The organism is Leclercia sp. G3L (assembly GCF_021117075.1).
In the GTDB taxonomy this organism is placed as follows: Bacteria; Pseudomonadota; Gammaproteobacteria; order Enterobacterales; family Enterobacteriaceae; genus Enterobacter; species Enterobacter adecarboxylatus_C.
Genome location: NZ_CP088265.1, coordinates 300,110 through 321,544 on the forward strand (window position 1 = coordinate 300,110; position 21,435 = coordinate 321,544).

Sequence of the window (21,435 nt, forward strand, 5' to 3'; positions counted from 1 at the left end):
GCACAATTGCTGTGTATATCAGATTCGTTTCGACGCGCTTAGTTCCGGCATTAAGTTTCTGGAAAAAGTAAAAATTTATTGGCCGTCTTTACAAAACTCCGCCTTATTCCACCGCCATCAACTTGCGGTATTCATCCCAGGCATATAAGTCTGTCATTCCGCTGATATAGTCCTGAATCAGGCGACAGCGATAATAAAACTCCAGTACCGGCCAGTCTGGCTGCTGGCGATTAAATTTACTGACCGACTCAACATAAGCCAGCCGATGGCGCGGTGAAAGTTTGTGAAATAGCCGGGATTCAATCGGAAAACGGCGGACCCGCTCTTTTTCTACCAGTTCGCTGAACTCCTCGGCGGATAATTGCAGCAGTGGACGGTAGATCTCCAGCAGGCCGGTTATCACCCGATAGCCCTGTAATTCCAGCTGTTCGACCTCCGGATGGCTGAACACATGCCGCATGGCGACATTTTTATAGAGTTCAAGCAGTTGGCTAAAACTGCTGTCATCTTCCAGCAGCGCATGATTAAACTCGCCATGGTAAATTTGTTCAATGTTGTCGATAAAGCGCTCAGCCGCGTAGGGCACCAGTTTATTTAATGTATTGACGCGTAAATACATAAAGAACTGATCTTCGGTGCTACGACTGAGGGAATTGGAGCGCGATTTCTCCCAGGCGTTTTCGACAACCTGTGAGAACAAGGACCCTTTCTCGTGGTTACTCCAGGCATCATAAAGATGCTGATAAAGCCCCTCGACGCTGAATATTCTTTTTTCAACCGCATCTTCCAGATCGGCCACACAATAGGAAATATCGTCTGCCGCTTCCATAATCCAGGTCAATGGAAAACGGGCATACTGCGTGAGGGAAAGTTCCTGCCGGAGCCGCTCGATATACGCCTCTTCCGAGAAATAGTAGCCCGGTTTTTTCATTAAATAATTGTGCGTCGCGGGAGGTTCACCCTGCCACCAGGCGGGACGGGTATATTTCAGGATGCACCCTACCTGCGCCCAGGTAAGATTCATGCGCATCAGGGAGTGTACCAGACGGATGCCCTGCGCATTGCCTTCAAAATGACACAGATCCTGACGCACCTTGCGCCGCAGCCCGTTCAGGGTCTCTTCGCCATCACGCAGCCGCAGAGCCTGAACCACGCAGCGATCGTCGCTCAGCGGCTGGCTGGCGGCATCCGAGGGGAACAGGCGCTGGCGGAACCAGTCATTGATGGCCGCTTCGCCAAAATGACCAAAGGGGGGATTGCCGATGTCGTGCATCAGGCACGCCATCTCAACGATACTTTCGAACGGCCCGGTCAGCTCATCCAGCCCGTAGGTTTCCAGCAGGCGCTGCTCCTTGAGGCGGCTTAAGATCTCTTTGGCGATATAGCGCCCAACCTGCTGCACCTCCAGCGAATGGGTCAGGCGGGTGCGCACGGCGGCGTTGCGTTCGAGGGGAAAGACCTGCGTTTTTTGCTGCAGGCGGCGGATCGCCGGCGAGTTAACGATACGTCCGCGATCGCTTTCGAAAATCCGCAGGATCTCATGTTCGTTCTTGTTCCCCTGCGGAGAGCGGTACCGGCGATGCCAGTTAATTTTGGTGCGAAAATCGATTGGTGCCATATGCTCCCCCGCGTGAGAATGCGTTTCCCCTAAATCGCATGATAGACTATGCATCTTAACAAGGCACATCGCGAGTAAATCTATGAAAATCGGTATTATTGGAGCAATGGAAGAAGAAGTTACGCTGCTGCGTGACAAAATTGAGAACCGCCAGACCCTCTCTCTGGGTGGTTGCGAGATTTATACCGGCACGCTGAACGGTACAGAAGTTGCTCTGCTGAAATCCGGTATCGGTAAAGTCTCCGCCGCGCTGGGCGCTACCCTTCTGCTGGAGCGCTGCAAACCAGACGTGATCGTTAACACCGGCTCTGCGGGCGGCCTGGCGCCAACCCTGAAAGTGGGCGATATCGTGGTTTCTGACGAAGCGCGCTATCACGACGCCGATGTGACCGCCTTCGGTTACGAGTACGGCCAGCTCCCGGGCTGCCCCGCCGGTTTTAAAGCCGACGAAAAACTGGTTGCCGCTGCAGAACGCTGCATCGCGGAACTGAACCTTAACGCCGTGCGTGGCCTGATTGTCAGCGGCGATGCCTTTATCAATGGCTCCGTGAACCTGGCGAAAATCCGTCATAACTTCCCTCAGGCGATTGCCGTTGAGATGGAAGCAACCGCCATTGCCCACGTCTGCCATAACTTCAGCGTGCCCTTCGTGGTAGTTCGCGCCATCTCCGACGTCGCGGATCAGCAGTCTCACCTGAGCTTCGACGAGTTCCTCGTGGTCGCAGCCAAACAGTCCAGCCTGATGGTTGAGACCCTGGTGCAGAAACTGGCGCGTGGCTAAGCCGCTCCTCAGGGCGCTGCTGGCGCTGTTTCTGCTGACACCGGCGTGGCTTCTGGCCGCGCCGCGTGTTATCTCCCTCTCCCCAGCCAATACCGAGCTGGCCTTTGCCGCCGGGATCACCCCCGTCGGGGTCAGCAGCTTTTCCGACTATCCCCCTGAGGCGGCAAAGATTGAGCAGGTCGCTACCTGGCAAGGCATGAATGTCGAACGTATCGTCGCCCTGAAGCCCGATCTGGTGCTGGCCTGGCGCGGCGGTAATGCAGAACGTCAGGTGAACCAGCTGGCCTCGCTGGGGATAAAAGTGCAGTGGATCGATGCCACCAGCATTGAACAGGTCGCGCAGGCCCTTCGCGATCTCGCCCCCTGGAGCCCGACGCCAGACCAGGCCCGACAGGCCGCACAGCAGATGCTCAACGATTATGCAGCCTTAAAAGCCACCTACGCCACCCTGCCGAAAAAGCGGGTATTTATCCAGTTCGGCCAACAACCTCTGTTCACGACCAGCCAGGGCTCCCTGCAACATCAGGTCATTGAGCTCTGTGGCGGGGAAAACATTTTTGCCGCCAGCCGTGTTCCCTGGCCCCAGGTGAGCCGCGAGCAGGTTCTGGCTCGCCAGCCTCAGGCGATTGTGGTAGGCGGTTCGGCGGGCGATATTCCTAAAATAGAACAGTACTGGCAAAGCCAGCTAAAAATACCCGTGATTGCGCTGAACAGCGACTGGTTTGAGCGCGCAAGCCCGCGTATTATCCTCGCCGCAAAACAACTCTGCTCTGCGCTGTCGCAGAGCCACTCATTTTCCCGAGGATGATAATGCTCGTTTATTGGCTGGATATTCTTGGCACAGCCGTTTTTGCGATCTCCGGCGTTCTGCTGGCCGGTAAATTACGCATGGATCCGTTTGGCGTGCTGGTGTTAGGGGTGGTCACCGCCGTGGGCGGAGGGACGATCCGCGATATGGCGCTCGATCATGGCCCGGTATTCTGGGTCAAAGATCCTACCGATCTGGTGGTCGCTATGGTCACCTGTATGTTAACCATTATCCTCGTCCGTCAGCCGCGTCGCCTGCCGAAATGGCTGCTGCCGGTGCTGGATGCGGTTGGCCTCGCGGTGTTTGTCGGTATTGGCGTCAACAAAGCCTTTATGGCCGGCACCGGCCCGATGGTGGCGATCTGTATGGGAGTGGTCACCGGCGTGGGCGGCGGGATTATTCGCGATATTCTGGCGCGCGAAGTGCCGATGATCCTGAGAACGGAAATCTACGCCACGGCCTGCATTCTGGGTGGGATCGTTCACGCTACGGCCTGGTACACCTTTCACGTTCCGCTGGAACAGGCGGCGATGCTGGGAATGGTAGTTACTCTGGGGATCCGCCTGGCGGCAATCCGCTGGCACCTGAAGCTGCCAACCTTTGCGCTGGATGAGAATGGAAGATAGCGAACAGGCCCGGTAAGCGAAGCGCCACCGGGCATTACAGTCAAATGCTGAACGACGATCCACACCCGCAGGTGCTGGTTGCGTTCGGGTTGGTCACCACAAAGCGGGAACCTTCCAGACCTTCGGTGTAGTCCACCGCGCCGCCCACCAGATACTGCAGGCTCATCGGGTCAACGACCAGCGCGACGCCCTGCTTCTCAATGGTCATGTCGCCGTCGTTAACCTGATCGTCAAAGGTGAAACCATACTGGAAGCCGCTACAGCCGCCGCCCGTAATGTACACACGCAATTTCAGCGCCGGGTTGTCTTCATCGGCAATCAGGTCTTTTACTTTTTTGGCTGCTGCTTCGGTAAACTGCAACGGCAGCGCTACGTCATCACTCATCTTATGCTCCCATGAATACTGCTAGTGGGTAAAAATCACCCAATTCTTGTTGTCATTATCTAATACCCTGGTAATTCATTCAAGTATTCTGCTTCGCCAGGGTACGGGCAAGAATGGTGGAGTATAGCGGTTTTCCGCCGAGAAACTGGGCTAATAGTGTGGCCCCCAGGCAGGTAATGATCATTGGCAAAATGAGCTGGTAATTGTCGGTCATCTCCAGTACCAGCACGATGCCGGTCAGCGGCGCGCGCAGCGATGCCGCCAGTAGCGCCCCCATTCCGGCGATGGCAAAGGTGCCAGCCTCAAGATGATACGCCGGGAAACCTGCGGCAGCGGCCATGCCAAAGGCCGTACCCAGCAACGTGCCTAATGCCAGCATCGGGGCAAAAATGCCGCCAGGGGCGCCGGAAGAGAAGCAGAGTACGGTGGTGATGACCCGGGAGATAAACATAAACAGCAGCAGGCCGATGCTGAAATTACCCGCCGCCGCAATGGGGATCAGGCCAAAGCCACCGCCAGCCGCGTTGGGTTCGATAAAGCCCAGCACGCCGCACACGCCCCCGAGCAGGCCGCCCACCAGCACCCATTTGGTCGTATTGCCGCCGTGGATCCGCTGAAACATATCCTGAGCACGAATAATAAGGGCATTAAACAGCGGGCCTACAATGCCAAAAACCATGCCAAGGATCAGATACAGCCACAGCGTATTAACCGGCGCGTTGGTCAACTTGCCTACCTCAATGACCGCCCCTTCGCCATTGAAAAGCCGAAAGACAATGCTCGACATAATTACGCCGGTAAAGACCGCTTTAATCGAGATCAGGTTATAGCGAAACTGAGCGCGCATCTCTTCGATGATAAACAGGATCCCCGCCAGCGGGGCATTAAACGCGGCGGAAAGCCCCGCGGCGGCACCGGTTGCCAGCAACGTATGGCGTGCTTCCGCGCTGCGCATTTTGAACAGGTCGCTGACCATACGGCCAACGTTACCGCCCAGCTGTACGGTCGGCCCTTCCCGCCCGAGCACCATCCCCGCACCAAGCGTTCCCATCCCGCCGATAAACTTAACGGGAAGGACGCGCCACCAGCGGACCGGACGCAGCTCTTCGAGCGCCCCTTCTATCTCAGGGATCCCCGACCCGCCCGCTTCCGGAGCGAATCTACGCACCAGAAAATAACCGACCATCGCGAACAGGGCAGATAAACCAAGGGCCAGGATCCAGACCAGCCCTTCACGATCGGCATAACCCGCAACGGTGCCAATACGCCAGTTAAGCACGCCATTGACGGCCTTTTCGAATGCGACGCCTACCAGGCCCGCCAGGGTGCCGACAACGGCTGCGCCCAGCAAAATCGCCAGCGGTGTTTTATCGCGGTTGAGCAGCCGTCGGACGCTGATACGGTATCGCGCCCGCGCAAACTGTTGTTCTTCAAATGAGGGAGAATCTGCTTTCATTGCCTGTTATCTTTCGTCATACAAATAGCCGCAGGGATTTTACCAGAGACCGCCCAGCCGTCTCCTGAAAATTGCTTAACAATTGTTAATGCATTACCAGGGTAAAAATTTCATAACCTTCAACGAATCACTTAGAATAGTGGGCTTAATCATTTTATACGAGCCAGGAACGACGCCATGAGCAAGTCTGAAAACCTCTACAGTGCAGCCCGCGAGCTTATCCCTGGCGGTGTTAACTCCCCGGTCCGTGCCTTTACCGGCGTGGGCGGTACACCGCTGTTTATCGAACGTGCCGATGGCGCCTATCTGTACGATGTGGATGGCAAAGCCTATATCGATTATGTCGGCTCATGGGGCCCGATGGTGCTGGGCCACAACCACCCGGCGATCCGCAACGCGGTGATTGAAGCGGCGCAGCGCGGGTTAAGTTTCGGTGCACCGACCGAGATGGAAGTGAAAATGGCGGCGCTGGTGACCGAGCTGGTGCCGACCATGGATATGGTCCGCATGGTGAACTCCGGTACCGAAGCGACCATGAGCGCCATCCGTCTGGCTCGCGGTTTTACCGGCCGCGACAAAATCATCAAGTTCGAAGGCTGCTACCACGGCCACGCGGACTGCCTGCTGGTGAAAGCCGGTTCCGGCGCGCTAACTCTCGGCCAGCCGAACTCCCCGGGCGTGCCGGCAGACTTCGCGAAGCACACCCTGACCTGCACCTATAACGATCTCGATTCGGTGCGTGCGGCATTTGAACAATATCCGCAGGAGATCGCCTGCATCATCGTCGAACCGGTGGCAGGCAACATGAACTGCATTCCACCGCAGCCTGGCTTCCTGCAGGGGCTGCGTGCGCTGTGCGACGAGTTCGGCGCGCTGCTGATCATCGACGAAGTGATGACCGGTTTCCGCGTTGCCCTGGCGGGTGCGCAGGCGTATTACGACGTGGTGCCGGACCTGACCTGCCTGGGCAAAATCATCGGCGGCGGCATGCCGGTAGGCGCCTTTGGCGGCCGTAGAGAGGTGATGGACGCGCTGGCGCCAACCGGTCCGGTCTATCAGGCCGGTACGCTCTCCGGTAACCCGATTGCCATGGCGGCAGGTTTCGCCTGTCTGAACGAAGTAGCGCAGCCGGGTATCCATACCACCCTCACCGAGCGCACCACGCAGCTGGCAAACGGCCTGCTGGACGCGGCTGAAGACGCAGGTATTCCGCTGGTGGTAAACCACGTTGGCGGCATGTTTGGCATCTTCTTCACCGAAGCGAAAACCGTGACCCGCTATCAGGATGTGGTGAAGTGCGACGTTGAGCGCTTCAAGCGTTTCTTCCATCTGATGCTGGAGGAAGGTGTCTATCTTGCACCGTCAGCGTTTGAGGCAGGCTTTATGTCGGTCGCGCACAGCGAAGAGGATATCAACAACACCATAGACGCGGCGCGTCGGGTGTTTGCGAAGCTCTGATGACGTTGTTTGCCGGGTGGCGGCTTCGCCTTACCCGGCAAACAAAAATCTTCGGACCGTAGGCCGGGTAAGCGTTAGCGCCACCCGGCATTTTTTTACCGGCTCTGTTTCCGCAGCAGATAGATAAAGTACGGCGCACCGATAAAGGTGGAAAGCAGCCCCGCCGGGATCTGATACGGGAACAGCACCATCCGGCCGCACCAGTCGGCGAACACCAGCAGGATCCCCCCCGTTAGCGCCGACATCACAATGTGCGGCATCGTCCGGCGGAACCCCATCATCCGCGCGATATGCGGTGCCATCAGCCCAATAAAGCTCAGCGGACCAATCGTCAGGGTGGCAGTGGCCGTCAGCGATGCCGCCAGCAGCAGCAGGCCGATGCGCGAGGCGCTCAGCGCCATTCCCACCGAACGGGCAGTATCGCCCCCCAGCGGCAGCACCGTCAGCCAGCGACGGCACAGCGGCACCAGCGCCAGCAGGACAATCATCGCCAGCCCGGTGCTCACCACCTGTTCGGTGGTGGCGTTATAGGTTGATCCGGCAATCCAGGTCAGGATCTGCGCCATACGCGGATCGCCGCTGGCCTGCAGCATCATCAGCAGCATGGTGAAGGCGGTGCTCAGCGCCATCCCCGCCAGCAACATCCGGTGCGGCGAGAAGCCACCTCGTCCGGCGGCAATCATAATGATCAGCAGCGTGACCGCCGCACCGATACTGCCTGCGGGCATCAGCCAGCCGAAGGCATTACCCGGCACGAAAAAGAGCATCAGCACCACGCCGAACGCCGCCCCGGAGCTGATCCCCAGCACTTCCGGGCTCGCCATCGGGTTGCCGGTCAGTCGCTGGATAATGCACCCGGCGACCGCCAGCATCACCCCGGCAATCAGCGCGGCGAAAATACGCGGCGCGCGCCACGGCAGCAGCTCATCAAGCATCGCCCCGCTCGCCCAGTGCCAGCCCTCTGCATCCCGGCCAAACGCCAGCGCCGCAATCACCACCAGCAGCAGTACCGCGCCGCCCGCCAGGGCAAACCACAGCACGTGGTGACGCTCCGCCTGTACTTTATCTCCGGCGTTCATCGCCGGGGCACTCATGCTGCGCAGGCGCGGCAGCAGCCACAGCAGCAGCGGCGCACCGATCAGCGCGGTCACGGAACCGGTAGAGACTTCCATCCATACGCGCGTCAGCCAGAGGATCACCTGGTCAGAGAGCCAGAGGATCAGCGCACCAATCAGCGGGGCGAGGATCAGGCGGGAGAGCAAGCGCCGCGCGCCGAGCATTTTTGCCAGCAGCGGCGCGAACAGGCCGATAAACCCGATGATGCCCACCGCATTTACCAGCAGGGCACTGATGACAATCGCCAGCGTCAGCGCCGCCAGACGGGCCAGCGACAGCGCCAGGCCGAGATTGCGCGCCACGCCATCGTCAAGCCCCATCAGGGTCAGCGGGCGCAGCAGCAGCAGGGTCAGCAATACGCCGCCGAGCAGCTGCGGCCACAGGCGCTGAACGATGCTCCAGTCGGTCTGCGTCAGCGTCCCGGTGCTCCAGAGGAACATGCTCTGCAGCTGGTCGTGATGGAAAATCACTAAAAGCTGATTAACCGCCCCGCAGTAGAGGCTGACCACCAGGCCTGCCAGAATCAGCGTGACCGGCGAGAGGCGTTTACCCCAGGCCACGCCAAAGACAATCGCCCCCACCACGCAGGCGCCCACCAGCGCGGCAAACTGCGGTGCCAGTGCCCCCGGCAGCGCCCACAGGGTGATGATGGTCATCCCCAGCTGCGCCCCGGTTGCCACCCCCAGGGTGGTCGGTTCCGCCAGCGGGTTACGCAGCACCTGCTGGAAGAGCACACCCACCAGACCCAGCCCGGCACCCACCAGCAGTGAGATCGCCAGCCGCGGCAGCAGGCTGTAGTGGAACAGCATCTGTTGAATATTATCGATATCCGGGGCGACCAGCGCGCTGCCCCACTGGCTGCGCGGCAGCGCAATGTTCAGGTTCCACCAGGTTAAGCCCAGCGCAACGATCAGCAGCAGTGCCATTAGCAGCGCCGGGAAAAAGGCTATCCGTGACCTCATGCCTGGCCTCCCAATGCGCTATCCAGCACGCGGGCAAAGTGCATGGCCGACAGGGTCGCGCCGTAGAACCACACCGCCGGCACGCGCTTCACGCGCTGCTGGCGGGCAAAGGGCATCGCCTGCCACAGCGGCGTCGCCATCAAGGCCTGCATCTCGCGCTCGTTGCCGTGATCGAAGCACAGCACGTCCACATCGCGGAACATGGCCAGACGGTCGATACCGACGGCGGTGCTGCCCCAGAAGGTCATCTCCCCTTCCCAGGCGTTTTTAATCCCATAGCGATCGAGCACTTCCTGGAACAGACAGTTATTGCCAAACACCAGCATATGGCGGGCATCGAGCAGGGTCACCATCAGCAGCGGGCGATCGCCGCGGCCGGCAAAACGGGGTTTGTAGCTGTCAATCACGCTGTCGAAATGATCCAGATGCTCGCGGGCCGCCGCTTCCATATTCAGCAGCTGCGCCATCTCGCTTAAGGATTTGCGGGCGTTGGTGAGCGGTTTTTTGCCGTCGCTAAAGGCGAACCCGCGCCCCGGCGCAATCCGCGCCAGCTTCTCTTCCGACGGACCGTACCCGGCCGACCAGACCAGATAAGAAGGTTTCATCTGGGTGAGCAGTTCGAGGTTGGGCTCGGTACGCAGGCCAATGTCGATCACCGATTCCGGCAGGCGAGGCTCGTTTACCCACAGGGTGTAGTTAGGAATGTCGGCCACGCCGTAGGGGGTAACGCCGAGCGCCAGCAGCAGCTCGACCGGCAGCCACTCGAGGGCCACAATCCGATGGGGATCGACGGCGGCGGCATGCGCCGTGCCCATTTTCCACAGCAGCGGCGAAAGGGCCATCGCCGTCAACAGTCGACGACGGCTAATGTGTGTTAACTCAGGCATCAATAGACAAAGCTCACCGGTGCCGCTCCGGCAGGATGCGGCAGAATACCCATTGGAATTCCGTAAATATGTTCCAGCGTTTCACTGCGCATCAGCTCGGCTGGCGTGCCCTGGGCGATCATCTCGCCACCGCGCAGCGCCACCAGATAGTCGCAGTAACGCGCCGCCATGTTGATATCATGCAGCACCGCAATCACCGTGAGGCCGCGCTGCTGGCTTAAGCGATGCACCAGCGCCAGCACGTCCACCTGATGGGCAATGTCCAGCGCCGAGGTCGGCTCATCCAGCAGTAAACAACGGCTGTCCTGCGCCACCAGCATGGCAATCCACGCCCGCTGGCGCTCGCCGCCGGACAGGCTATCCACCAGACGATGAGCCAGCGGCTTTAAACCCACCAGCGCAATCGCCTCTTCCACTTTCTCGCGATCGGCTACGCCGAAGCGGCCCAATGCACCATGCCAGGGATAACGCCCTATCGCCACCAGTTCGCGGACGGTCATGCCCTCCGCCTGCGGCAGCTGCTGCGGCAGATAGGCCACCTTGCGGGCAAAGGCTTTGCTGTTCCAGCTCTCCAGCGGCTGTCCGTCGAGCAGAATATCCCCCTCGGACGGCGACTGATGGCGGCCAAGCATTTTCAGTAAGGTGGATTTGCCGGAGCCGTTATGGCCAATCAGGCCTGTCACCTGGCCTGCGGGAAAGGTCAGCGAAAGCGGATGCAGCAGCGTGCGTCCGGGAACGCGAAAGGAGACGCCATCAAGCGCAAAAGTGGTATCGGATTGCGGGTTGTTTTCCTGCATGTTAGCCAACTTAAGTAAAGAAAAGGGCACGAAAATCGTGCCCAAGTTTAAAGGTTAGAAGCGGAAGGTCGCGGTCGCAACAACCTGGCGTTCTGCACCCCAGAAGCAGCCATAGGTGTTGAAGCAGCTGGCGACGTATTCACGATCCAGCAGGTTGTTCACGTGCAGCGCCACGTTCGAGCCCGCCATACCAACACGCGCCAGATCGTAACGGACCAGCGCATCCATGACCGCATAGCTGCCCACCTTGAAGGAGTTCGCCGGATCGCCATAGCTGGAGCTGGAGAAGCGACCGCCGGTACCCAGGGTCAGGCCGGAGAGTGCGCCATCATAGAAGGTGTAATCACCCCACAGAGAGGCCATGTGCTCAGGCACCTGCGCTGGCGTGTTGCCTTTGTAGCTGGTGTCAGTGGTGTATTCCACGTCGGTATAGGTATAAGAACCGACCACGTTGACGCTGGCAGACAGGGCTGCTTTAGCTTCGATTTCCACACCACGGGCGCGGATCTCGCCGCCTTCAACCGAGAAGAACGAGCCCGCAGGATCGGCCATCAGGTTGTTGGTTTTGGTCAGCTGATACAGCGCACCGGTCAGAACGATCGGACGATCGTTCGGCACATACTTCACGCCCACTTCGTACTGCTTGCCTTTCGACGGGGCAAACGGCTTGCCTTGTGCGTCGGGCTGGGAAGACGGTTCAAAGGATTCGCTGTAGCTGAAGTAAGGGGTAATGCCGTTGTCGAACAGGTAGTTAACACCGCCACGCCAGGTGAACTGATTGTCATCACGCGACGCAGTGGTACCCGCAACACGGTTAATGGAGTCCTGTTCGGCCCAGTCGTAACGGCCGCCCAGGGTGACCAGCACTTTATCCCACTGCGCCTGATCCTGAACGTAGAGGCCAGTTTGCTTCTGCTTGTTCATCACCTGATAGGGTTCTAACGCCCCAGGATGCGCACCGAAATCAAAATCGGTGTATACCGGGTTGTAGAGATCCAACGGCGGGACGGAACCGTCATAGCCAAACCAGGAGTTGATGTCATTACGCATACGCATAAAGTCAACGCCGGTCAGCAGGGTATGGTCAACCTCACCGGTAGCGAATTTGCTCTGCAGCTGGGTATCCACGGTGAAGTTTTGCAGCTTCTCATCGTCAACGACATATCTACGTGCCAGGTAGTGGCCTTTGTCCGCAGGTGACAACGCATTACACAGGGCGTTGCCGCTGTTGGCCGCATCGGAGCAGACGCCGTAACCATATACGCTGTTCTGCGAGGTTTTGTTCTCGGCAAAACGCAGGTTCTGACGCACGGTGAAGGTGTCGTTAAACTCGTGATCGAAGCTATACCCGACCATTTTCTGGTTACGGGAATAGGTATTGTTTTTCGCCCCTTCGTTGAAGTCGGTCGACAGACGATCGCCGTTTGGCAGCGGATCAACCGTCCCCTCTTTTGGCAGCCAGCCGTAGTAACCGGTTTCCGGTTCGTTCTGGAAATAAGAGAGGAAGGTGAAGTTCGTTTTATCAGATGGACGCCATGAGAAGGACGGCGCAATGGTATAACGCTGCTCTTCCGCACGCTCCTGCTGGGCGTTGTTGGAACGCGCCAGGCCCGTCAGGCGATAAGAGTAGACGCCGTCATCATCCAGCGCATCGCTGAAGTCAAACCCGGTCTGGAACAGGCTGTCCGTTCCGACCTTGAACTGGATCTCTTTCAGCGGTTCTGTCAGCGGACGTTTGCTGACCATGTTCAGCAGGCCACCCGGGCTGCTTTTTCCGTACAGAACGGAGATCGGCCCGCGCATCACTTCCGCGCGCTCGATCATATAAGGATCAATTACCGCGTCGTTATAGAAGTTGCCCTGCATCTTCATGCCGTCGAGGTAGTTGTTCTGGCTTTGGCCATCGGCAGCAAAACCACGAATAATCAGGTAGTCATAGGTGTTAGACGCACCGCGGGTACCCACTGCCACCCCTGGCGTGTAGCTCAGTGCTTCTTTGACCGAGCGTGGCTGGTGCAGGGCCATCTCTTCTGCGGTTACCACGGAAATCGACTGCGGTACCTTCTCAATGGAGGTATCGGTCTTGGTCCCGGTGGCGGACTGGCGTGCCGCGATAGTCGCTGCAGGACCCCAGGCGCTCTCCTGCGGAGCAGGCGCTGCGGTTACGGTGATGGTTTCTTCTTTTTTAGGGGTGTCAGCAGCCTGGGCATAAGCAGACATGCCGCTAACCGCTGTGGCTACAACGACTGCGATTTTACGCAGCGAAGATTGCATTGGCTGAGCAGTTTTTGAAAGCGCCATTGGTATGTCTCTTTGAAAGAGTGAATGATAACGTAAACGAGAATTATTATTATGACCGCAGCATATTATGCGAAACGCAGACGGCATAGCAAGTGATATGCGGCCCTACAGGAATTGAGGGTATAAGAATTAAACAACGGAAAATGCAGGGTTAATAAACGGAGATTTTACTGTTGGAGGGATGTTTAATTGAGGTGAAAATCCCCCCTCCCGCAGGAGAGGGGATTTTGATTAGTTACCGCCGAACATATCCTTGATCCAGCCCGCGACGCCGTCACTGTCCTTCTTCTCATTCTGCTGCTGCGGCTGTTGCTGTTGCTGCGGCTGCTGCTGAGGAGAAGACTGCTCAAACGGGTTACCCGTCGGCTGCGGCGCTGGCGCCTGGCACAGGGAGTCCGGGTTGGTGGTCCAGACCGGAACGCTACGCATCCCGCCGCCACACACGAAGGTACCCGACTCATCCACGCCCATATCCACGATATCTTCCGGTGGCGTCAGGGTTAACGGAACCGGCGACTGGTTCGCCAGATAGCGCTGGTAAATCGACATCGCCCCGCTGGCGCCGTACAGTTTCGTCGGCTGGTTGTTGTCGCGGCCTACCCAGGTGATCACCACTTCACGTCCGTCGATGCCTGCAAACCAGGTATCGACGTTGTTGTTGGTGGTCCCGGTTTTACCCGCCAGATGCAGCCCCGGATACTTCGCGCCAAGCTGACGACCAGTTCCGCGCTGCACGACCTGCTGCATGGTCCACAGCGTCATGTAAGCTGCCTGCGCCGGAACGGCACGCTCCGCCTGCGGGAAGCTCTGGTACAGCGGGGTGCCATCTTCGGCAATCACCGAACGCAGCGCAGAGAGCGGCGCACGGTTACCGCCGCTGGCGATGGTCTGGAACGCCTGCGCCACTTCAATTGGCGTCAGGTTCAGGGCACCTAACAGCATGGCCGGCACCGGATGCAGCTGATCTTTCGGCACGCCCAGCTTCAGCCAGGTATCGGTGACCGCCGGCAGACCCAGCGCCATCCCGAGGTTGACCGTCGGCACGTTCATGGAACGCGTCAGGGCGTCCACCAGCATCACCTGGCCGCTGTACTGTTTGTCGTCGTTCTGCGGCGACCACACCTGGCCATTCGGCTGGCGCAGGGCAATCGGGGCATCGGCGATCCAGGTATTTAGTCGATACTGGTTCGGCTGGCTCAGGGCGGTGAGATAGGTCGCCGGTTTTGCCAGAGAACCGATCGAACGGCGTGCCTGCATGGCGCGGTTATAGCCCGCAAACTGCGGCTCTGCCCCGCCGACCATCGCCCGTACTTCGCCGCTCGTACGATCGACCACCACCATCGCGGTTTCCAGATCGCTCAGCTTACGCTGCTTTTTCAGGGCCGGAATGCCTTCCACCGCCGCTTTCTCTGCGGCGTCCTGCGCCACGGAGTCAAAGGTGGTGAAGATCTTCACGCCGGAGAGATCTTTAACCTTGTCGCCCAGTTTGGTCTGCAACTCCTGACGCACCATCTGCATAAAGGCAGGCTGCGGGGAGATCACGCCGCCGCGCGGCTGCACGCCTAACGGACGCGCGCTGAGCATGTCGTACAGCTCCTGGTCGATCACCTGCTGCTGTTGCAGCAGACGCAGGACCAGATTACGACGCTCCAGGGCCAGTTTCGGGTTACGCCACGGGTTGTAGATCGACGCCCCTTTCACCATGCCCACCAGCAGCGCCTGCTGGTCGAGACTCAGCTCTTCCACTGGACGGCCAAAGTAGTAGAGACTCGCCAGCGGGAAGCCGCGGATTTCATTGTCGCCGCTCTGCCCGAGGTAGACCTCGTTCATATACAGCTCAAGAATGCGATCTTTGCTGTAGCGGGCGTCCATCAATACCGCCATGTACGCTTCGTTGGCCTTACGCCAGTAAGAGCGTTCGCTGGAGAGGAACAGGTTCTTCACCAGCTGCTGGGTCAGGGTACTTGCCCCCTGCACCGTCCGTCCGGCGGTCAGGTTCGCCAGCACCGCACGACCGATGGAGTACAGGCTGACGCCATCATGCTCGTAGAAGTGACGGTCTTCGGTCGCCAGCAGGGTATCCACCAGCAGATCCGGGAAGCCGTTACGCGCGACGAACAGACGCTGCTCGCCGTTTGGCGAGGAGAGCATGGTGATCAGGCGCGGATCGAGACGGAAGAAACCGAACTGGCGGTTGTTATCCATGTTCTCGATGGTGTCGATATGATCGCCGTCGAAGGTCAGACGCGCGCGCACCTGCCCCTCTTTGCTGTCCGGGAAGTCAAACGGACGGCGGATCATCTCGATGCTTTTCGCCTGCACCGTAAACTCGCCGGGACGCGTCATCTTCGTCACCTGGCGGTACTGGGTGGCCTCCAGCAGTTTGACCATCTCGTTCTTGCTGATGGTCATTTCCGGCTCGAGGTTGACCATCCGGCCATACACTGCCGCAGGCAGCTGCCAGACTTTTCCGTCGATACGGCTACGGATCTTCTGATCCAGATAGACGCCGTAGATCGCCAGTAAAACGACGAAAACAATAAACAGCTTCAGCAGCAGCCAGAACCAGCCGCGCTTGCCACGAGGTTTACCTTTTTTGCCTTTTCCTTTACGTGGCACGGACGCTTCATCCTCATACTCATTATCAACGTCGTCATACTCCTCATCTCTGAGGCGACGACGGCCTGCCTTTTCTTTCGCCGGACGTGTAGGCTTTCCTTTACGTCCAATTGGCTCGCGGTCATTCCCCGCCATGCTCTCTCTCCGCAACTATCAGGCGCAAGGGCCCGATTCTCAGTTCTTCCCCCTGATGGAGGAAGAAGAAATCTCTCAAAGTTACCCTCTCAACGAGGGCTTTTGCCGGGTGGCGCTGCGCTTACCCGACCTACAACGGCTACGAATACTTCTTCGTGCGCCGGGTTGGCGCGGTATTCGCCGGATCGTCCGGCCAGACATGTTTGGGATAGCGCCCCTTCATCTCCTTTTGCACCTCGCGGTAGCTTCCGGCCCAGAAGGCACCCAGATCGCGGGTGATCTGCAGCGGACGCTGGGCCGGCGACAGCAGCTCCAGCACCAGCGGCACGCGGCCCTGGGCAATGGCAGGCGTGGTCGCCTCGCCAAACATCTCCTGCATCCGCACCGCCAGCGCCGGAGGATTATCCTCATGATAACGAATGGCTATCCGGCTGCCGGTGGGCACAGTGTAATGCCCCGGGAGCTCGGTATCCAGACGTTGGCGTAACGACCAGTCGGTTAAGTTCTGTAACGCCGCCTTAACATCCAGCGCCTTCAACGCGCGCAGGGAGTGTACGCCACTCATTTGCGGCAGTAACCAGTTTTCCAGATTTGCCAGCAGCGACGCTTCATCCACCGCCGGCCAGTCAAATTCCGGCAGCCATTGTGCTGCGCAGTGCAGGCGGATCCGGTACTGCTCCGCCTCAGGCGTCCAGTTCAGCACGCTGAGCCCTTTATCGCGAATGCCGTTGAGCATCGCCTGGTGCAACTCCTCTTCCGAGGGTTTCGCCAGCGGTTTGACGTTCACCGTCAGGCGACCAATCTGTGCCCGGCGAAAGGCCTTCAGCGTGCCCTGAGCATCATCCCATTCGACGGTGTCAGATTGTTCCACCAGGCCTGGGGCGGCGGCGATCAGGGCTTCAATGTCCACGGCTAAGCCCAACAAAATGCGGGCATCCGGGGACTGGCTGCCCTGCAACAGCAGCGGCGCAATTAACCACTGGTGGCGGGTCATGGCATCGTCGCTCTGCAGCATCGCCCCCATACCGTTCGCCAGCTGATAGCGCCCGTCAAGCCCGCGGCGGCGGGCAATCCGATCGGGAAACGCCTTTGCCAGCAGCGCGGGTACGCGGTCGCTGTCCGGGGCTCCACCCCGGCTGTTGAGCCGCGAACTTAACTGTCGGGCGCGCTGTTGCCACTCCGGCTGATTGCGGGAGAAGGCCTGGGCCAGATCGCAGCTGCCGCCTCGCGGGGGCTGTTCAAGGATAGCCGCCAGTTTTGCCGCCGTCGCAATTTCGTCTTCGCCCATGGCGCTGGCCAGCATCGCCGCCAGCCGCGGATCGTTGCCGAGCTTCGCCATCTTCTGACCAAAGGCGGTGAGTTGCTCCCCCGCCAGCGCCCCAAGCTGAGTTAACAGACGGCGGGCCGCAGCAAGGTTAGTCGCAGGCGGCAGATCCAGCCAGTTCAGCTGGGCGGGATCCCGGCAGCCCCACTGCAGTAGCTCCATCAGCAGGCCGCTGAGATCGCTTTGCAAAATTTCCGGCGTGCCCTGCGCCGCCGCGCGCTCGGCCTGCTCAAAGGGCGTCAGGTGCAGGCAGATACCTGGCTCCAGACGGCCGGCTCGTCCGGCCCGCTGGGTCATCGAGGCCTGGCTGACCCGCTGGGTGAGCAGGCGGGTCAGGCCGGTGCGCGGATCGAAATTCGCCACCCGCTCCTGGGCCGAATCTACCACCAGCCGGATGCCTTCGATGGTCAGGCTGGTTTCGGCGATGTTGGTCGCCAGCACCACTTTGCGCTTCCCTGCCGGGGCGGGCAGGATCGCCTTACGCTGCTCGGTCAGCGACAGCGCGCCATACAATGGGCAGAGCACCACGTCGTCGGCCACGCGACGGGCCAGCTGCTCCTGCACGCGCTGGATCTCGATCACCCCCGGCAAAAACAGCAGCAGCGAGCCGGACTCCTGGCGTAGCAGTTCGGCGGTAGCGACCGCCACCGCTTCGTCGAAACGCTGCTGGGTGGAGAGCGACTGATAGCGCCGCTCAACCGGAAAGGTGCGACCCTCAGAGACGATCGCAGGGGCCTCCGGCAGCAGACGCTGGAGCCGGTCATTATCCAGGGTCGCGGACATGATCAGCAGCCTGAGATCCTCGCGCAGCCCCTGCTGGACATCCAGCAGCAGCGCCAGAGCCAGATCCGCCTGCAGGCTGCGCTCGTGAAACTCATCGAGGATCACCAGCCCCACGCCGGTCAGCTCGGGATCCTGCTGCAGCATCCGGGTGAGGATCCCCTCGGTGACCACCTCCAGTCGGGTATTCGCTCCCACGCAGGTTTCGGCGCTCATCCGGTAGCCGACCGTTTCTCCCGGCTTTTCCCCCAGCAGATCCGCCAGCCGCTGCGCCACGTTGCGGGCAGCGATCCGTCGTGGTTCGAGCAGAATAATTTTGCCGTTAATCCCTCCCTGCGCCAGGATCTGCAGCGGTAGCCACGTCGATTTCCCGGCACCGGTAGGCGCAGTAAGCAGAACCTGGGGGGCGTGTTGTAACGCGAGGAGAAGTTCAGGAAGGACAGCGGCGACCGGCAACAGGGACACGAAAGGCTCCAGAGGGTTAACTTTAGACGGCGTACATTGTAGCATCGCCACAATTCATTACCGAGTACCCCGTATGTCTGAGTCGAAAAGGCTGTTTTTTGCCATTGAAATGCCTGCCCCGATCCAGCGCCAGATCGTGCGCTGGCGCGCCGACCATTTTGCCCCGGAAGCGGGCCGCCCGGTGGCCGGGGCCAACCTGCACCTGACGCTGGCGTTTTTAGGCGATGTCAGCGATGAGAAACGTCAGGCGCTGGCGGCGATGGCCGGACGCATCCGCCAGCCGGGGTTTACCCTGACGCTGGACGATGCCGGACAGTGGCTGCGCTCGCGGGTCGTCTGGCTCGGCACCCGCCAGCCGCCCCGGGGATTATTGCAGCTGGCTAACATGCTGCGGGCCCAGGCGGCGCGTAGCGGCTGTTACCAGAGCCCGCAGCCGTTTCATCCGCATATCACCCTGCTGCGCGATGCCAGCCACGCGGTGGCCATTCCGCCGCCGGGTTTTCAGTGGGCGTTTCCGGTGAATGAATTTGTGCTTTACGAGAGCCGTTTTGCCGGCGGGCGCACGCGCTATACGCCGCTCCAGCGCTGGCGGCTTACCGAATAACAAGGAATCTGTATGCAGTTTATCCCTGCCCTGCAACCCGCCACGCTCGTGCAACGCTACAAGCGTTTTCTGGCCGACGTGGTAACGCCGGAGGGCGTTGCCCTGACCCTGCACTGCCCGAATACCGGGGCGATGACCGGCTGCGCCACGCCCGGCGATACGGTGTGGTACTCCACCTCCGAAAATACCAAACGTAAATACCCCCATACCTGGGAAATAACCCAGACTGCCGACGGAGAATATATTTGCGTTAATACGCTGCGGGCAAACCAGTTGGTCAAAGAGGCGATTAGTCTGGATTTAATTCCAGAACTGCGCGGCTACAACGCCTTAAAAAGTGAAGTGAAATATGGTGCGGAAAACAGCAGAATCGACTTTATGTTGCAGGCAGAGGATCGACCCGAGTGCTATATTGAAGTGAAATCAGTGACGTTAGCTGACAGGGATTACGGCTACTTTCCGGATGCGGTCACGCTGCGAGGGCAGAAGCATCTTCGGGAGTTGATAAGTGTGGCGGCGGCAGGCAAGCGCGCCGTGCTGTTATTTGCGGTATTGCACAGCGCAATTGGACGATTTTCACCCGCCCGCCATATTGACCCTAAGTACGCGCAACTGTTGAATGAGGCACAAAAGCAGGGGGTAGAGGTTTTGGCTTATAAAGCGGAACTTTCTGCCGATAATATGACTCTGAGATCCGCTCTTCCCGTCACGTTATAAAAGGGGTTGAGTGTTGTTTATTAAGTGTTCTGGTCGTGTGCGCAAATACGCTTTTCCTCACAGGCTTGTCAAGTGTTACGTTTAGATAATTGCCATACGGAAAAGCATCTGCTATTTATAGCGGCCTGATTTTTCCCCCAACACGGGGATCGATAGTGCGTGTTAAGGAGAAGCAACATGCAAGAAGGGCAAAACCGTAAAACATCGTCCCTGAGTATTCTCGCCATCGCTGGGGTGGAGCCGTATCAAGAGAAGCCGGGCGAAGAGTATATGAACGAAGCCCAGCTGTCGCACTTCAAGCGAATTCTTGAAGCATGGCGTAATCAACTCAGGGATGAAGTCGATCGCACCGTTACTCATATGCAGGACGAAGCTGCTAACTTCCCGGATCCGGTAGACCGTGCCGCCCAGGAAGAAGAGTTCAGCCTTGAACTGCGTAACCGTGACCGCGAACGCAAACTGATTAAGAAGATTGAGAAGACGCTGAAAAAAGTCGAAGACGAAGATTTCGGCTTCTGCGAATCCTGCGGTGTCGAAATCGGTATTCGTCGTCTGGAAGCCCGTCCAACAGCCGACCTGTGCATCGACTGCAAAACGCTGGCAGAAATCCGCGAAAAACAGATGGCCGGTTAATCCCGACCCTGTCGTAACGCTATCACAGGCGGGAGTCTTCTCCCGCCTGATTACTTTCTGCGCTGTGTAATTATGCCTGTTGACTACATTGGGCGCTTCGCGCCATCCCCCTCTGGCGAACTGCATTTTGGCTCGCTCATTGCCGCCCTTGGCAGCTATCTGCAAGCCCGTGCCCGTCAGGGTATCTGGCGCGTGCGTATCGAAGATATTGACCCCCCGCGTGAAGTTCCCGGTGCAGCAGCGACCATTCTGCGTCAGCTGGAACATTACGGCCTGCACTGGGACGGCGAGGTGCTGTGGCAGTCCCAACGTCACGATGCCTATCGCGAACGTCTGGCCTGGCTCCACGCCCAGGGACTCTCTTACTACTGCACCTGCACCCGCGCGCGCATTCAGAGCGTCGGCGGGGTTTATGACGGCCATTGCCGCACGCTGCATCACGGCCCGGAAAACGCTGCGGTACGCGTGGTGCAACAGCATCCGGTCACCCGGTTTACCGATCGGTTGCAAGGCGAACTCCATGCCGATCCACGGCTGGCGGACGAGGATTTTATTATCAATCGCCGGGACGGGCTGTTTGCTTACAATCTGGCGGTCGTGGTGGACGATCATTTCCAGGGGATAAACGAAATTGTCCGCGGGGCCGATCTGATCGAACCTACCGTGCGGCAGATTTCGCTCTACCAGCTGTTTGGCTGGCCGGTGCCGGACTATATCCATTTGCCGCTGGTGGTGAATGAAAAAGGGATGAAACTCTCGAAACAGAATCATGCCCCGGCATTACCGACAGGCGATCCTCGCCCTGTTCTTATCAATGCTTTACAATTTCTAAACCAGGATGTAACACATGAGTGGCAGGATCTGCGAACCGAAGAATTACTGGAAAAAGCGGTGGCCCAGTGGTCGCTAAACCGCGTGCCGAAAATCGGTGATGCTGCCAACTTACTGATTTAGTGTATGATG

Annotated in this window: 17 protein-coding genes; 8 read left to right on the forward strand and 9 right to left on the reverse strand. The window is 59.0% G+C overall.

The window, feature by feature from the left end; translation table 11 throughout:
- Window positions 1-103: 103 nt before the first annotated feature.
- Complete coding sequence (gene dgt, locus LRS40_RS02890) at window positions 104-1,618, reverse strand: dGTPase (protein WP_231313041.1); 1,515 nt, start codon at window positions 1,616-1,618, stop codon at window positions 104-106.
- A gap of 82 nt (window positions 1,619-1,700) precedes the next feature.
- On the opposite strand from dgt, the gene mtnN reads away from it, so the two are divergent.
- Genes mtnN through LRS40_RS02905 form a run of 3 tightly spaced genes read left to right on the forward strand, consistent with a single transcriptional unit; the run spans window position 1,701 to window position 3,833 of the window.
- Complete coding sequence (gene mtnN, locus LRS40_RS02895; protein ID WP_231313042.1) at window positions 1,701-2,399, forward strand: 5'-methylthioadenosine/S-adenosylhomocysteine nucleosidase; 699 nt, start codon at window positions 1,701-1,703, stop codon at window positions 2,397-2,399.
- Window positions 2,392-3,207 carry a vitamin B12 ABC transporter substrate-binding protein BtuF gene (btuF, locus tag LRS40_RS02900; RefSeq protein WP_142488290.1) on the forward strand — a complete coding sequence of 272 codons (816 nt, stop codon included), beginning with the start codon at window positions 2,392-2,394 and terminating at the stop codon, window positions 3,205-3,207. The genes mtnN and btuF overlap by 8 nt, the downstream gene beginning before the upstream one ends.
- A 2-nt stretch (window positions 3,208-3,209) precedes the next feature.
- Complete coding sequence (locus tag LRS40_RS02905; RefSeq protein ID WP_142488289.1) at window positions 3,210-3,833, forward strand: TRIC cation channel family protein; 624 nt, start codon at window positions 3,210-3,212, stop codon at window positions 3,831-3,833.
- 40 nt (window positions 3,834-3,873) lie between these two features.
- Here the strand turns inward: LRS40_RS02905 and erpA are convergent, their stop codons facing one another.
- Window positions 3,874-4,218: an iron-sulfur cluster insertion protein ErpA gene (erpA, locus tag LRS40_RS02910; RefSeq protein ID WP_142488288.1), complete on the reverse strand. Its 345-nt coding sequence runs from the start codon at window positions 4,216-4,218 to the stop codon at window positions 3,874-3,876.
- A 79-nt stretch (window positions 4,219-4,297) separates the two neighbouring features.
- Window positions 4,298-5,674: a H(+)/Cl(-) exchange transporter ClcA gene (gene clcA / locus LRS40_RS02915; RefSeq protein ID WP_231313043.1), complete on the reverse strand. Its 1,377-nt coding sequence runs from the start codon at window positions 5,672-5,674 to the stop codon at window positions 4,298-4,300.
- 177 nt (window positions 5,675-5,851) lie between these two features.
- On the opposite strand from clcA, the gene hemL reads away from it, so the two are divergent.
- Window positions 5,852-7,132, forward strand: coding sequence for a glutamate-1-semialdehyde 2,1-aminomutase (gene hemL / locus LRS40_RS02920; protein ID WP_142488286.1), 1,281 nt, complete (start codon window positions 5,852-5,854; stop codon window positions 7,130-7,132).
- A gap of 95 nt (window positions 7,133-7,227) precedes the next feature.
- Here hemL and fhuB read toward each other — a convergent pair whose 3' ends face one another.
- From fhuB to hrpB, 6 genes are all read right to left on the reverse strand, one after another.
- Window positions 7,228-9,210: a Fe(3+)-hydroxamate ABC transporter permease FhuB gene (gene fhuB / locus LRS40_RS02925; RefSeq protein ID WP_142488285.1), complete on the reverse strand. Its 1,983-nt coding sequence runs from the start codon at window positions 9,208-9,210 to the stop codon at window positions 7,228-7,230.
- Complete coding sequence (gene fhuD, locus LRS40_RS02930; RefSeq protein ID WP_231313044.1) at window positions 9,207-10,097, reverse strand: Fe(3+)-hydroxamate ABC transporter substrate-binding protein FhuD; 891 nt, start codon at window positions 10,095-10,097, stop codon at window positions 9,207-9,209. Before fhuD ends, fhuB begins: the two co-directional genes overlap by 4 nt.
- Complete coding sequence (gene fhuC / locus LRS40_RS02935) at window positions 10,097-10,894, reverse strand: Fe3+-hydroxamate ABC transporter ATP-binding protein FhuC (RefSeq protein WP_142488283.1); 798 nt, start codon at window positions 10,892-10,894, stop codon at window positions 10,097-10,099. Before fhuC ends, fhuD begins: the two co-directional genes overlap by 1 nt.
- Window positions 10,895-10,948: 54 nt before the next feature.
- Window positions 10,949-13,195, reverse strand: a complete 2,247-nt coding sequence (gene fhuA, locus LRS40_RS02940) for a ferrichrome porin FhuA (RefSeq protein WP_231313045.1) — start codon at window positions 13,193-13,195, stop codon at window positions 10,949-10,951.
- 231 nt (window positions 13,196-13,426) lie between these two features.
- Window positions 13,427-15,949 (reverse strand): bifunctional glycosyl transferase/transpeptidase, encoded by a 2,523-nt coding sequence (gene mrcB / locus LRS40_RS02945; RefSeq protein ID WP_231313046.1) that lies wholly within the window; start codon window positions 15,947-15,949, stop codon window positions 13,427-13,429.
- Window positions 15,950-16,088: 139 nt separating this feature from the next.
- Window positions 16,089-18,518 (reverse strand): ATP-dependent helicase HrpB, encoded by a 2,430-nt coding sequence (hrpB, locus tag LRS40_RS02950; protein WP_231313047.1) that lies wholly within the window; start codon window positions 18,516-18,518, stop codon window positions 16,089-16,091.
- A 73-nt stretch (window positions 18,519-18,591) separates the two neighbouring features.
- Here hrpB and thpR point away from each other — a divergent pair, with 73 nt between their 5' ends.
- The 4 genes from thpR (at window position 18,592) to gluQRS (ending at window position 21,426) form a co-directional block, all read left to right on the forward strand.
- On the forward strand, window positions 18,592-19,122 hold the full coding sequence (gene thpR / locus LRS40_RS02955; protein WP_156262933.1) for an RNA 2',3'-cyclic phosphodiesterase: 531 nt from the start codon (window positions 18,592-18,594) through the stop codon (window positions 19,120-19,122).
- A gap of 12 nt (window positions 19,123-19,134) precedes the next feature.
- Window positions 19,135-19,839, forward strand: coding sequence for a DNA/RNA nuclease SfsA (gene sfsA, locus LRS40_RS02960; RefSeq protein ID WP_142488278.1), 705 nt, complete (start codon window positions 19,135-19,137; stop codon window positions 19,837-19,839).
- A gap of 177 nt (window positions 19,840-20,016) precedes the next feature.
- Window positions 20,017-20,472 (forward strand): RNA polymerase-binding protein DksA, encoded by a 456-nt coding sequence (gene dksA / locus LRS40_RS02965; protein WP_012016093.1) that lies wholly within the window; start codon window positions 20,017-20,019, stop codon window positions 20,470-20,472.
- A 72-nt stretch (window positions 20,473-20,544) separates the two neighbouring features.
- The gene (gene gluQRS / locus LRS40_RS02970) at window positions 20,545-21,426 is read left to right on the forward strand and encodes a tRNA glutamyl-Q(34) synthetase GluQRS (RefSeq protein WP_231313048.1); all 882 of its coding nucleotides are present in this window, start codon (window positions 20,545-20,547) and stop codon (window positions 21,424-21,426) included.
- Window positions 21,427-21,435: the final 9 nt, after the last annotated feature.